The organism is Halomonas getboli (assembly GCF_023094245.1).
Classification (GTDB): domain Bacteria; phylum Pseudomonadota; class Gammaproteobacteria; order Pseudomonadales; family Halomonadaceae; genus Halomonas; species Halomonas getboli.
The window spans coordinates 362953-376259 of record NZ_JALMEW010000003.1; the positions used below are offsets into that span (position 1 = coordinate 362953).

Sequence of the window (13307 nt, forward strand, 5' to 3'; positions counted from 1 at the left end):
GGGCGTCGTCGTTCAGGGGCCGTCGTTGCGGGCCCTCATTCACGCATCGGCGGCAATGCGCTCGGCGATGGCGCGGCCCAGGCCCGCGGTGGTGCCGAGGCCCTTGAGATCCGGCGTCAGCGTCCCGGCGTCGCCCTCGGCTAGCACCGCCTCGATGGCGGCGAGGATGGCCGCGCCGGCCTCCGGGTGGCCCAGGTGCTCGAGCATCATGGCGCCGGACCAGATCTGGCCGATGGGGTTGGCGATGCCGCGCCCGGCGATGTCCGGGGCGCTGCCGTGGACCGGCTCGAACAGGCTCGGGAAGGTGCCCTCGGGGTTGATGTTGGCCGAGGGCGCCACGCCGATGGTGCCGGTGCAGGCCGGGCCCAGGTCGGAGAGGATGTCGCCGAACAGGTTGCTGGCCACCACCACGTCGAACCAGTCCGGGTGGAGCACGAAGTTGGCGGTGAGGATGTCGATGTGGAACTTGTCGACCTCGACCTCCGGATAGCGCTCGCCCATGGCCGCCACGCGCGTGTCCCACCAGGGCATTGTGATGGCGATGCCGTTGGACTTGGTGGCCGAAGTGAGCTTTTTTCTCGGCCGCGACTGAGCCAGGTCGTAGGCGTACTTCAGCACCCGGTCCACGCCGGTGCGGGTCATCACCGTCTCCTGGATCACCACCTCGCGCTCGGTGCCCTCGAACATGGTGCCGCCGACGCTGGAGTACTCGCCTTCGGTGTTCTCGCGCACCACGTAGAAGTCGATGTCGCCCGGCCGGCGCCCGGCCAGCGGGCTCTCGATGCCCGGCAGCAGGCGGCAGGGGCGCAGATTGACGTACTGGTCGAACTCGCGGCGGAACTTGAGCAGCGAGCCCCACAGCGAGACGTGGTCCGGCACCTTCTCCGGCCAGCCGATGGCGCCGTAGTAGAGGGCGTCGAAGGCGACCAGGGTCGAATGCCAGTCGTCGGGCAGCATCTGGCCGTGCTCGAGGTAGTAGTCGCAGCTGGCGAAGTCGAAGGCCTCGAAGGCCAGGTCGAGGTCGAAGCGGCGGGCGGCGGCCTCCAGGGCGCGCAGGCCCTCGGGCATGACTTCCTTGCCGATGCCGTCACCGGCGAGCACGGCGATGCGCTGGGTCATGGGAACTCCTGTCGGGGAATGAGCGTAGGTCTAGTCTAGCGGCGGGCATGGCGGAGATAATCGGGGTAACATTCAAGCCATTGTTGATTTCAGATGGAGAATGCGGTGGCGCCCCTCGACGATCTGGCCTTCTTCCGGCGCCTGGCCCGGGCCGGCAGCCTGACCGCCACCGCCCGGGAGCTGGGGCTGTCGCTGTCGGCGGTGAGCAAGCGCCTGCAGCGGCTCGAGGCACGCCTGGGCGTGTCGCTGGCGGCGCGTACCACCCGACGGCTGACGCTGACCGCCGAGGGTGAGCGCTATCTGGCCCGCGGCGGCGCCATCCTCGACGACCTGGCCGAGCTCGAGGAGACCCTTGGCGATCGCGGCGCCGAGCTGTCCGGGCCGCTGCGCATCAACGCCACCTTCGGCTTCGGCCGTCGCCACGTGGCGCCGCTGCTGTCGGCCTTCTGCAGTCGACACCCGCGCCTGGAGGCGAGCCTCGAGCTGACCAACTTTCCGCTCGGCCTGGCCGACCAGGGCATCGACATCGGTATCCGGGTCGGCGAGCCGCCGGACTCGCGTCTGGTGGCCCGGCGCATCCTGGCCAGCCGGCGCGTGCTGTGCGCGGCGCCGGGCTACGTGGCCGACATGCCGCCGCTGAACGAGCCGACCGATCTGGCCCGACACCCCTGTCTGGTGCTGCGCGAGATCGCCAGCGACTACGCGGTATGGCGCTTCGAGCGCCGCGACGTCTCGGACCAGGAGCGTGCGGTCAAGGTCACCGGCCCGCTGGCCAGCAACGACGGCGAGGTGATCCGTGGCCTGGCTCGCGAGGGCCATGGCATCGCCCTGCGCTCCTGGTGGGACGTGCACGAGGATCTGGCCGCGGGGCGCCTGGTCGAACTGCTGCCGAGCTGGCGGGGCGTGCGCGCGGACTTCCATGCCGTGTATGATCGGCGCCGCCATGTCCCGCTGCGGATTCGTGCCTTCATCGCCTATCTTGAGCAGGAGATGCCGGGACGCGTGCCGGCACAGGACGTGCTTCCGCAAGCCAGGCAAGGAGAGTCGCCACCGTGAATGTGCTGATGTTCACCAATACCTATCTGCCCATCGTCGGCGGCGTCAGCGAGTCGGTGCAGCGGCTCAAGCGGCAGCTCCAGGCCGCGGGGCACAAGGTGCTGGTGGTGGCCCCGCGCCTGGAGGGGCAGCCCGACTTCGAAGCCGACGTGGTGCGGGTGGTCGCGGTCCAGCACTTCAACGGCAGCGACTTCTCGCTGCCGGTGCCGATCCCCGGTCAGCTCTACGACGCCATCGAGGCCTTCGAGCCGGACCTGGTGCATGCCCATCACCCTTTCCTGCTCGGCGACACCGCGGCCCGCGCCGCCGAGACCTACGGCCTGCCGCTGGTGTTCACCCACCACACCCTCTACGAGCACTACACCCACTACGTGCCGGGCGACTCGCCGCGCATGCAGCGCTTCGCCGTGGCCCTGGCCACCCAGTACACCTGGCTGTGCGACGCCGTCATCGCGCCCAGCGAGAGCATCCGCGACCTGCTGCTGGCGCGGGACGGCAATCCCGAGATCCGCGTGGTGCCGAGCGGCGTGGATACGGCGCGTTTCACCCAGGGCGACGGCGCCGCCTGCCGGGAAGCGCAGGGCATTCCCGAGGACGCCTACGTGATCGGCCACCTGGGGCGGCTGGCCCGGGAGAAGAATCTGGTGTTTCTGGCCGAGGCGGTGTGCCAGGCGCTGGACGCGCGGCCGGAGGCCCACTTCCTGGTGGTCGGCGACGGCGATGCCGCCGAGGGCATGGCCGCGGTGGCCGAGGAGTGGGGCGTGGACGCGCGCGTCCACTTCACCGGGCGCCTGCAGGGCCAGGCGCTGATCGACGCCTACCACGCCATGGACGTCTTCGCCTTCGCCTCCCACAGCGAGACCCAGGGCATGGTGGTGGCCGAGGCCATGGCCGCTGGCCTGCCGGTGGTGGCGGTCGAGGCGCCCGGCGTGGTCGAGGTGGTGGCGGACGGCGAGAACGGCCGCCTGCTGGCCGAGGACGACGCCGATGCCATGGCGGCGGCGCTGATCGAGCTCGGTGACGCCGCGGTGCGCAAGCCGCTGCATCACGGCGCCCTGGTGACCGCTGCCGACTACGACGAGCGGCTCTGCGCCGAGCGCTGCCTGGCCGTCTATCGGCGGGTGATCGCCCGCGGCGGCCCCTTCACCCACGCCGACGAGGGCGGCTGGGATCGGGTGCGCGGCCGGCTGGGCGCCGAGTGGCAGATGCTGCGCTATCGCGGGCGGATCCTGCGCCACCTGGTGCAGGAGGAGTGGGAGCAGGAGCGGCCCTCCTGGTGGCCCGGCAATCGCTCCGACGAGCCCGAACTGCCCTCCAAGTAAGCCGCCCTCCATGTAGGCGGCTCTGCAAGCGCGCCACTCTCTATCGTGCGAGCTCCTCGAGGCCGGCCGGTCCCCGTCAGCGGCGCCGGCGGCGATCGGCCCAGCGCTTGAGTCCGAACAGCAGCCCCGCCCCCAGCGCCAGCCCGCCCAGGGCCACGATCACTTCCTTGCGGCTCTCGGCGGCGGCCAGCTGTCCGAGCTGGCTGCCGAGCAGCGTCACCCCGGCGAGCCCCGGCAGGATGCCCAGGGTCGAGCCGATCATGTAGTCGCGAAAGCGCAGGTGAAAGGCGCCGGCCATCATGTTGGTCAGGGTGAAGGGAGCCAGCGGCAGCAGGTTGACCAGCGTCATGGTGCGGATGCCGCGCCCCGAGAGGTAGCGCGACATCCCCTTGAGCCGCTGGCCGCCGTAGCGCAGCAGGGCATCGCGTCCCAGCTTGCGACCCACCCACCAGGTCAGCACCGAGGCGCTGAGCGTGCCGGCCAGGGCGTAGCCGAAGCCCCACCAGGGGCCGAACAGCAGCCCCGTCAGCGCCACCAGCAGGCTCAGCGGGAACATCACCAGCGAGGCGCCGGCGTAGACCGCCATCACCACCAGCACCGCCCAGGGCGCGTCGCGCCAGGCCACCGAGCCCTTGGCCAGGGCCATCAGGCTGTCGACGGTCAGCAGGTCCTGCATGGCCAGCCACTGCCACAGCAGGCCGAGGGAGACGAGCAGGGTGAGGGTCAGGGCGATGAGGCCGAGGGATCGGGACATGGGGCGCGAGCTTCCTGTTCAGCGTCAGGCCACAGCATACGGCAGTGACGCCATGGCCCAAAGCCCCGGCGCCGCAGGACCGCGACGCCGGGCTGGCGGATCAGGCGTCGCGCGCCAGTACCCGCAGGCGGGACTCGCACAGGTCGAGGTCCAGGTAGGTGCCCTGGAGGTGGCGGCGGCCGCTCTCCGGGTTGAAGGCCTGGCGGCCGTGCAGTACCCGGCGGTTGTCGAAGGCGACCATCTGGCCCGGGGCCAGGGCGAATTCGAGCCGGTTGTCCGGATCCTGGGCCAGCTGCCAGAAGGCGCGGTAGGCGTCGTACCAGGCGTCGATCTGCTCCAGCGGCAGGCGCAGGGTGTCGCGGATCCAGTTGTTGAGGCGCACCTCGATGACGTTCCCGGCCGCATCGAGCGACAGCAGCGGGGCGGTCAGCACGATGTCGTGCGCCTCGTCCTGAAAGCGGAAGTCGATCGGCGTCTCGGCGAGGCGGCGGAACGCCTCCGGGGCCTGGCGACGCAGGGCCTCGGCCGCGGCGAAGCCGTCGACGAAGGTCGACTCGCCGCCCTCGGCGTCGTTCTCCAGGCAGTAGAGCAGCTGGATGTCCGGCGGATGGCGCCAGTTCGGCAGGTCGGTGTGCAGCGCCAGGCCGATGGCGGTGTAGGCGGCGTTGTTGGGGGTGGGCTTGGAGCGAACGTCGAAGCGGGCGCCGAAGTTGGTGGCGCGCAGCGGGCCGATGCGGCCGGCCAGGCGGCTGACTTCCTCGTCGGCCAGCGGGCCGTCCTCGAGCAGCACCAGGCCGTCACGCAGCAGGGCGGTCAGCCAGGCGCGTTCGCCCTCGGCGCCGGCCACGAAGTCGGCGTGGGCGACGCTGACGGGGCGGAAGCCTTCCTGCCAGGGGCGGCGAGCCGGCACGGCGTCGCGGCGTGGCTGGCCGGGGCGGCGCTGGTGCAGCCAGCCGGCGTCGAAGCGGCTGACGTGGCCGTCGGCCCAGATCAGCGTCAGGTTGCCGTCCTCGAGGCTCGCCTCGAGCGTCTCCGGCACCTCGAGGCCCATGTAGAGGCGCTCGCGGGTGGTCGGATGGCGGCACTCGGGGCAGGCGCAGTGGTCGCGCAGCCAGCTCAGCGGAAAGGCGGCGCGCTCGCCGTCTTCCCAGGCCAGGGTCAGGCGGGTCGCGCCGGCGTCGACCTCGATCAGCCCGGCGCCGCCGGCATGGTCGTCGAGTTCGGCCATGGGCAGGCTGGGGCGTGCTTCGGCGGTCGGCGTGTCGGTCATGATCGGCTCCTCCTTCATGGATGCGACGAGGATGAAGGCTGGGCGCTGCGCCGACAAACGATTAATCTGGGGCCTATGACCCCATAAAATTTATGACAGGCTTTTTCATGATGTCGCTGCCACCGCTGCTGTGGCTGCAGGCCTTCGAGGCCGCCGCCCGCACCCTGAGCTTCACCGCCGCCGGCCACGAGCTCGGCGTCACCCAGGCCGCGATCAGCCAGCGGGTGCGCCTGCTCGAGGATCGCCTGGGCCAGCGGCTGTTCGTGCGCCACCCGCGCAGCCTGAGCCTGACGCCCGCCGGCCAGGCCTGGCTGCCCAGCCTGCAGGACGCCTTCACGCGGCTGGCCGAGGGCACCCAGGAGGTGTTCGGCGAGCCCGGCGAGTCGCCAGTGACCCTGCGTACCACGCCGGTGGTGCAGCAGAACTGGCTGGCCTCCCGGGTGGCGGCCTTCCGCGAGTCCCATCCCGACATCGCGCTGCGCCTGGTCAGCGCCATCTGGCCGGACGACTTCGGCCCCGAGGGCGCCGATCTGGAGATCCGCTACGGCCGCGGCGACTGGCCGGGCGTGGAAGCGCTGTCGCTGGGCCAGGCGGTGATGGTGCCGGTGTGCGCGCCGGCGCTGGCCGAGCGCCTGACGACGCCGGCGGACCTGGCCGGCCACACCCTGCTGCATGCGGTGGGGTTTGCGGTGGGCTGGCCGGCCTGGCTGGAGGCGGTGGGCGCCGCGGGGATGGAGTCACGCTGTGCGGCGCTGTCCTGCGACAACCAGATGATGACCCTGTCGCTGGCCGCCCGCGGTGCGGGCATCGCGCTGACGCACCGCCGGCTGGTGACGGAGCGCGACGATCTGGTCATCGCCCTGGACCTGCCGGTGGAAAGCGACGAGGGCTTCTGGCTGGTGCGACAGGCGCGGCGCCGGCCGCGCCCGGAGGCCGAACGGCTGTGGGCGTGGCTGGCGCGGGGGCTCGAGTCGCCGGCCGGCTGAGCCGGAGCGGCGGATCTAGTCGGACGAGGTGGCGATGAAGGCGTTCCAGCGCTCGGCGGGCACCAGGAAGTAAGTGCGTCCCCGGTAGGGCTGATGGAAGGCCGCCAGGGCCTCGCGGCGCGGCGAGGTGGTGCGTCGCGAGGCGATCAGGTAGCCCCCTGGATGGGCGCGGGCCCAGTCGGCCAGCGCTTGGTCGTGCTCGAATACCGCCAGGTCGGTGCTCAGGCGACCCAGGAAGCGGAACTGGTCCTGATAGTCGCCGTCATAGGCCAGCGGCGCGGCCTGATGCTCCAGTCCGGCCAGCCGCTCGGCCATCGGCGACAGGTCGTAGTGACGCTGCAGGGTCGGCGACAGCAGCCACAGCAGGGCGAGCAGCGCCGCGGGCCAGGCCAGCACCAGCACCGCGCGCCGGGGCCGCCGGAACAGCCAGGCGGCGAGCCCCAGCGGCAGCAGGGCGCCGAGGCGCGTCCAGCCGGACAGCGGTTCGGCGGGCAGGGTGCGGGCGGCGAGCTCGGGCAGCGCCAGCATCAGCCCGGCGACCCCGGCCAGCAGCGCGATGAGGTACCAGGGGCGACCAGGCGGGCGCGCGACCAGACGTTCGGTGAGCCACAGGGCCAGGAAGGGCAGCGTCGGCATCAGGTAGTGGATCTGCTTGCCGCTGATCAGGCTCAGCAGCAGCAGTGGCGGCAGCACGCCCCAGGCGGCGAAGCGCTGCAGGGGCGTGGCCAGCCAGGGGCGCTGCCGACTCCACAGCGCGACCCAGGGCAGGCCCGCGGCGAGCAGCACCGGCAGATACCAGTACCAGGGGCGGGCGTGGTCGAAGGCGTCGACCAGCCGCCCCGTGGCCTGATGCCAGAGGATGGCGCCGGCATAGTCCGAGCCGCCGACCCAGGCCGCCGGCAGCGCCCAGGCCAGGCCGATCAGCGCGCCCAGCAGGCTCGCTGCCAGCACGCCGCGGTAGGCGGCGGCCGTCGTCGGGCCTGCTGCCGGCCGCCAGCAGCGCAGGCCGAGCGCCAGCGGCAGCCAGTAGAGATACACCACCGGACCCTTGGCCAGCACCCCGAGGCCCAGGCCCAGCCCGGCCAGCCATAGCGCCCGGCGGTGCCCGCCGGTGAGATGGCGCACCAGGCCGTCGACGGCCAGCAGCAGGCAGGTGGTGAGCAGGATGTCGAACATGCTCAGCGGCAGGTAGAGCCACCACAGGGTGGTGCCGAACAGCACCAGCGGCGCCCACCGGGCCGTGGCGCGAGCGTCCGGGGCCAGCCGCCGCACGATGTCGGCCAGCAGCCAGAAGGCCCCGAGCCCCACCAGCGGAATCATCAGCCGAGAGACGAGCGTCGAGGTGCCGAACAGGGCCCAGCCGAGCTGGATCAGCCAGAACAGCAGCGGCGGCTTGTGGGCGTAGGGCTCGCCGTTGAGCAGCGGCACCAGCAGCGAGTGGTGCTGCCACATCTCCCAGGCCACCGACAGGTAGCGGGTCTCGTCGATGGGCATCAGCGGCAGCGCGCCGACCCGGATCAGCAGGCTGGCGGCCCCCAGCAGGGCCGCCAGCGCGGTCCCGCCAAAGAGTGTCATGCAGGGGCGCATGGCGGGCTCGCTAGTCGTTCGTCCGGGGCAGGGTGGTGGGCGCCACGAAGAGCGGCGCGGCCTGGGCATCGCCCTGGCAGGCGGTGAAGGCCGTGCCGGGGATCAGCCACCAGGCTTCGCTGTTCTGCACGCCCATGTCGCGGGCCTGGGCGAGGTCGGCGCAGGCGATGGCCTCGTCGCGGTGCTGGGGCACCAGCATCCAGCGCTCGTCCGGGGCCGCGTTGAGCCAGGCGAAGGCGCGGGCGAACTGCTCGGCGTCCGGGGTGTGATAGCCGAAGTGGACCATCGGCTGACGCGCCTGGAGCAGGAACTCCTCGTCGAAGTCGGGCATCGCCAGCCAGGCGTCGGGGCCGGTCTGCGCCACGGCCGCGGCCATGAAGTCGCGGGGCGAACGGGCGTGATCCATCAGCGCGTAGCCCCAGGTCGACCAGCTCAGCCAGAACACCGCCAGCCAGGCCGAGAGCGTCACCAGACCGCGACGCGGGCGGCCCCAGGCCAGCAGCCCCAGGGCGGTGAGTCCGAGCAGGCTCCACCAGGCCCAGGGCACGACGCCGTGCTTCTCGGCGAGATCGGCCAAGGCCGGCAGCCCCAGGGCGCCGAGCACCCCGGCGGCGAGGAAGACGACGCCGAACAGCGCCAGCACGGCGCTGCCCAGCCAGTGCAGCCGCGGCCGGCACAGCAGGCCCGCCAGCAGCGGCGCCGAGGCCAGCACCAGCAGCGGCAGGGTCGGCAGCAGATAGACCCCGCGCTTGCCCGGCGACAGCGAGAAGAAGGCGATGATCATCACCAGCCCGCCGAGGGGCAGCAGCACGCGGGCGTCCAGGCGCTTGCCGCGCCGCCACCAGGCGGGCACCAGCCAGGGCAGCGCCAGCACCATCGGCAGCCAGGCCCAGGGGATCACCTCCGCCAGGAAGTAGTACCAGGGCTTCAGGTGGTGCCAGGAGTCGGCGTAGCGCTCGCCGGTCTGCTTGAACAGGATGTTGTCGCGGTAGGCGGTCAGCAGCGGATTGTCGCTGAGACTGGTGGTGATCGCCATGGGGCCGACCCACAGCAGCACCACGCCGAGCAGCACGGCGAGTCCCAGGCCGAGGTCGCGCCAGGTGGGGCGCGTCGCCTGGCCGCGCCAGGCCAGCAGCGCCCAGAACGGCACCATCAGCAGCGGCAGGAAGCCGACGCCCTTGGTCAGCACGCCCAGGCCCATGCCGGCGCAGCCGATCAGCCACCAGCGGCGATCGGGGCCGAGCAGGGCGTGGCGCATCAGGCCGTAGGCGCCGAGGGTGATGAAGCCGGTGACCAGCATGTCGATCTGGGCGGTGCGCGCCTGCAGGCCGAACTGGAAGCACGACAGCAGCGCCAGGCCGGCCAGCCAGGCCACGCGGCGGCCGTAGAGGCGATTCGACAGGTCCATGACCAGCCCCAGGGTGCCCAGGGCGCCGAGCAGCGAGGGCAGCAGGAAGCCCAGGCGCACCGAGCCGGTGAGCTGGATGCCGGCGGCGATGGCCCACATGAAGATCGGCGGCTTGTCCGGATAGGGCTCGCCGCCGCGGAACGGAATCCAGAACTGCCCGGTGCGGATCATCTCCAGGGCGTTGAGGGCGAAGCGCGGCTCATCGGCGGGCCAGGGGTCGCGCAGGCCTAGGCCCACGCCGAGGAAGATGGCGGCGAGGCCGAGCAGCCACCACCAGGAGAGGGACGGAAGACGGTGAAGGTAGGCGGGACGCGTCATGGTCGATCTCGCGTGGGGTAAGCGTGGGTCACTGCTGAGCCCGGCTGAGGCGGGTCTCGCGGCGGATCAGCATCAGGTTGCGGAAGTAGATGAACAGCCCCGCGCCCTGGCCGGCGATGAACACCGGGTCGCGGCGATAGATGGCGTAGGCCAGCAGGGTGACGCCGCCGGCGAGGCTGAAGAACCAGAAGGCCTTGGGCACGATGCTGCGCCGGGCACGCTCGCTGGCCAGCCACTGGACCAGGAAGCGCGCCGAGAACAGCGCCTGGCCCAGGAAGCCCACGGCCAGCCACAACCACTCGGTGTTCATGGGGTGTCTCTCTGCGTCGAGGAGGTATCGTGATGCTCGCGTTCCAGAGGCGTCAGCTCGGCCGGCAGCCGCGAGCGGTGGCTCAGCCACATCACGCCGAGGATGTCGAGCAGGCCGGCCCACAGGCGGTTGTTGAGGCCGTAGTGGGAGCGCCCGGCGCCGCGCGGGCGGTGGTTGACCGGCAGCGACACGCAGCGGCCGCCCTGGGACAGGATCAGTGCCGGCAGGAAGCGGTGCATGTGGTTGAAGTAGGGCAGGCGCAGGAAGGCCCGGCGATGGATGACCTTGAGGCCACAGCCGGTATCCGGGGTGTCGTCCTTGAGCAGGGCGCTGCGCACGCGGTTGGCCACCTTAGAGGACAGGCGCTTGAGCCAGTCGTCGCGACGGGTGGTGCGGTGCCCGGCGACCAGGGTGACGTCGCCCTGGCGGGCACGCTCGATCAGTCGCGGCAGGTCGGCGGGGTCGTTCTGGCCGTCGCCGTCGAGGGTCGCCAGCCACTCGCCGCGGGCCTGGTGAGCGGCCTGCCACACCGAGGTGCTCTGCCCGGCGCTCTCGGCATGGCGCAATGGGCGCAGCCGGTCGTCCGCGGCCGCCCGGGCTTCGAGCATCGCCCAGCTGCCGTCCCGCGAGGCGTCATCCACGACCAGCACTTCATGGTCGATGGCCGCCAGGGCGGCGGCGATTTCGTCGAGCAGTCCGGGCAGGTTGCCCGACTCGTCTCGGGCGGGAATGATCACGGAAACTAGCGGGACACTCACTGGGGCTCACTCTCCACTGTCCAGGGCCCTTTCCACTGGCTTGGGCTCAAAGCGAATAATCTTAAGGCGACTGTCTTAACCAAGCCTTAAGCTTGCTTCATTATGGTGCCTGTGAAAAGCCCGCGCGAGGGAGGCAGGACGAGGACGCCGATATATCGCAACTCCCCGTCGCGCCTGGGTTTCCGAACAGGTGTGGTCTGCGGTGGTGGGCGCTTAAGCGATGACTATGCCCACGAATGACAACGCTTAAGAAAGCGGACCGGACGAGGCGACGAAAGGGAGAGGCGCATGCGCGTGCTGCTGGTGGAGGATGACCCGCTGCTGGGGGACGGAATCAAGACCGCCCTGCTGCGCGAGGGGTATGCCGTCGATTGGCTGGAGAACGGCCACGAGGCCATGGCGGCGGCCCGCTATGACGATTTCTCGGTGATGATTCTCGATCTGGGCCTGCCGGACATCGACGGCATGAAGGTGCTGGAGGCGGTGCGCGGCCGCGGCTCGCTGCCGGTGCTGATCCTCACCGCCCGCGACGACATCGAGTCGCGCCTGGCGGGCCTCGACGGCGGTGCCGACGACTACGTGCTCAAGCCCTTCGACCTGGCCGAGCTGCTGGCCCGCCTGCGGGTGGTGATGCGCCGCGCCGAGGGGCGCGCCTCGCAGTATCTCGATGTGGGCGAGCTGCGCATCGACGAGGCCCGCCACCGGGTGATCTGGCAGGGCGAGGAGATCACGCTGACGCGCCGCGAGTACGCGCTGCTGCTGGAGCTGGCGCGCCATGCGGATCGGGTGATGACGCGCCCCAGGCTCGAGAACCTGCTCTACGGCTGGGAGGAGGAAGTGGCCTCCAACGCCGTGGAGGTGCATATCCACCACCTGCGCAAGAAGTTCCACAAGGGCCTGATCACCACCATCCGGGGTGTCGGCTATCGCCTGAACGCCGGCAGCGCATGAAGTCGATTCGCCGCTATCTCAGCCGCACCCTGGCGCTGGTACTGGCCGGGGCGACCCTGCTCACGGTCACCGCCGCCTACCTGATCACCGCCCACGAGACCGAGGAGATCCTCGACGCCCAGCTCAGCCTGCAGGGGCGGGTGGTGGCGAGCCTGATCGGCCCCGATACCTCCACCGACGATTTCCGCCGGATCGCCGAGCGGCTGAGTCAGCCGGGGCATCTCGCGCGTTTCTATCACAACGGCGAGCCGACCCTCGGCGAGACCGGGCAAGTGGCGGCGCTTTACCATCACGAGGAGCGGGAGCTGTCGCTGGGCTTCTGGCAGCGCGACGGCAGCCCGCTGCTGATGGGCTCGCCCTGGAGCCGCGAGGGCGCCTTCCCGGCGCCCGACGAGGAGGGCTATGCCTGGGTCGCGTACGACGGCGGCCGCTGGCGGGTGTTCTCGATGTTCGACGACAACAGCGGGCTGTGGATCCGCTCCGGGGTGAGCATCGAGTTCATGCAGGAGCTCGAGCGCAAGGTCGCCCTGGGCAACCTGGTGCCGATGCTGCTGGCGCTGCCGCTGCTGCTCGTCGCCATGGGCTGGATCGTGCGCCGCGGGCTGATTCCGATCGGCACCCTGTCGCGTGAAGTGGCCGGGCGCGGCGAGCGCGAGCTCGGCTTCATCGACGTCGGCGTGCCCCGCGAACTCACCGGGCTGCGCAAGGCGATCAACGACTTCATCGCCCGCCTGCGCGAGACCCTCGAGCGCGAACGGCGCTTCACCGCCGACGCCGCCCACGAGCTGCGCACGCCGCTGGCCGGGCTGAAGATCCATCTCGACAACGCCCGGGCCGGAGAGAAGGACTCGCTGGACAAGGCCTATCGCGGCGTGGAACGGCTGCAGCGGGTGGTCGAGCAGCTGCTGGTGCTGGCGCGGCTGGATCGCCGCGAGACGCGCGAGGCCCGCAACATCGACCTCTATCCGCTGGTGCTCGAGCTGGTCGCCGAGCTGTGGCCCTGGGCTCAGGCACGGCAACAGGAGATGACCCTGCACGGTGCTCAGGCGCTGTGGGTGCGGGCCGATCCGGTCGAGGTGGGCATCCTGATCCGCAACCTGCTGGACAACGCCCTGCGCTACACCCCGGAGCACGGCGAGGTGGCGATCACGCTCTCCGAGACGCCCGGCGGCGCCGTGCTTTCGGTGCGCGACAGCGGCCCGGGGATCCCGGAAGAGGCTCTCGCCACCATCACCGAGCGTTTCCGGCGCGCCGCCGACCAGCGCACCACCGGCAGCGGCCTGGGGCTGTCGATCGTCAAGCAGCTGGCCGAGCGCCAGCAGGCCCGGCTGACGCTGCGCAACTGTCATCCGCACGGCCTGGAGGCTGCGCTGTGCTGGCCGGCGGTGGAGGGCGATGGCACCAACGCCTGAGCCTTGCGTCCCCGGAGGCGTGGCGCCCGCCGGGCGCCGCGCGGGCAGGATCGACG

Annotated in this window: 12 protein-coding genes; 5 read left to right on the forward strand and 7 right to left on the reverse strand. The window is 71.3% G+C overall.

The genetic code is table 11. The annotated features are described in order from the left end of the window. Window positions 1–39: 39 nt before the first annotated feature. A complete protein-coding gene (locus MYL53_RS09190) occupies window positions 40–1119 on the reverse strand; it encodes a tartrate dehydrogenase (RefSeq protein ID WP_247853432.1) in 1080 nt (359 codons plus the stop codon). 105 nt (window positions 1120–1224) lie between these two features. Here MYL53_RS09190 and MYL53_RS09195 point away from each other — a divergent pair, with 105 nt between their 5' ends. Continuing rightward, window positions 1225–2175, forward strand: coding sequence for a LysR family transcriptional regulator (locus tag MYL53_RS09195; protein WP_247853434.1), 951 nt, complete (start codon window positions 1225–1227; stop codon window positions 2173–2175). Next, window positions 2172–3497 (forward strand): glycosyltransferase, encoded by a 1326-nt coding sequence (locus tag MYL53_RS09200; protein ID WP_247853435.1) that lies wholly within the window; start codon window positions 2172–2174, stop codon window positions 3495–3497. The genes MYL53_RS09195 and MYL53_RS09200 overlap by 4 nt, the downstream gene beginning before the upstream one ends. 76 nt (window positions 3498–3573) lie before the next feature. On the opposite strand, the gene MYL53_RS09205 is transcribed toward MYL53_RS09200, so the two are convergent. Then, the gene (locus tag MYL53_RS09205) at window positions 3574–4251 is read right to left on the reverse strand and encodes a TVP38/TMEM64 family protein (RefSeq protein ID WP_247853437.1); all 678 of its coding nucleotides are present in this window, start codon (window positions 4249–4251) and stop codon (window positions 3574–3576) included. Between the two features lie 100 nt (window positions 4252–4351). After that, entirely contained in the window at window positions 4352–5521 is a 1170-nt protein-coding gene (locus MYL53_RS09210; protein WP_247853438.1) for a TauD/TfdA family dioxygenase, read from the reverse strand. 107 nt (window positions 5522–5628) lie between these two features. On the opposite strand from MYL53_RS09210, the gene MYL53_RS09215 reads away from it, so the two are divergent. After that, window positions 5629–6507 carry a LysR substrate-binding domain-containing protein gene (locus MYL53_RS09215; protein WP_247853440.1) on the forward strand — a complete coding sequence of 293 codons (879 nt, stop codon included), beginning with the start codon at window positions 5629–5631 and terminating at the stop codon, window positions 6505–6507. A 15-nt stretch (window positions 6508–6522) separates the two neighbouring features. On the opposite strand, the gene MYL53_RS09220 is transcribed toward MYL53_RS09215, so the two are convergent. The 4 genes from MYL53_RS09220 to MYL53_RS09235 are packed head-to-tail and all read right to left on the reverse strand — an operon-like array spanning window position 6523 to window position 10888. Next, the gene (locus MYL53_RS09220; protein WP_247853442.1) at window positions 6523–8082 is read right to left on the reverse strand and encodes an ArnT family glycosyltransferase; all 1560 of its coding nucleotides are present in this window, start codon (window positions 8080–8082) and stop codon (window positions 6523–6525) included. Window positions 8083–8104: 22 nt separating this feature from the next. Beyond that, on the reverse strand, window positions 8105–9820 hold the full coding sequence (locus MYL53_RS09225) for an ArnT family glycosyltransferase (RefSeq protein WP_247853443.1): 1716 nt from the start codon (window positions 9818–9820) through the stop codon (window positions 8105–8107). 28 nt (window positions 9821–9848) lie between these two features. Next, a complete protein-coding gene (locus MYL53_RS09230) occupies window positions 9849–10130 on the reverse strand; it encodes a lipid-A-disaccharide synthase N-terminal domain-containing protein (RefSeq protein WP_247853445.1) in 282 nt (93 codons plus the stop codon). Continuing rightward, window positions 10127–10888 (reverse strand): glycosyltransferase family 2 protein, encoded by a 762-nt coding sequence (locus tag MYL53_RS09235; protein ID WP_247853446.1) that lies wholly within the window; start codon window positions 10886–10888, stop codon window positions 10127–10129. Before MYL53_RS09235 ends, MYL53_RS09230 begins: the two co-directional genes overlap by 4 nt. A gap of 288 nt (window positions 10889–11176) precedes the next feature. Here MYL53_RS09235 and MYL53_RS09240 point away from each other — a divergent pair, with 288 nt between their 5' ends. Further along, window positions 11177–11839, forward strand: coding sequence for a response regulator (locus MYL53_RS09240; protein WP_247853448.1), 663 nt, complete (start codon window positions 11177–11179; stop codon window positions 11837–11839). After that, the gene (locus MYL53_RS09245; RefSeq protein ID WP_247853450.1) at window positions 11836–13251 is read left to right on the forward strand and encodes a sensor histidine kinase; all 1416 of its coding nucleotides are present in this window, start codon (window positions 11836–11838) and stop codon (window positions 13249–13251) included. Before MYL53_RS09240 ends, MYL53_RS09245 begins: the two co-directional genes overlap by 4 nt. Window positions 13252–13307: the final 56 nt, after the last annotated feature.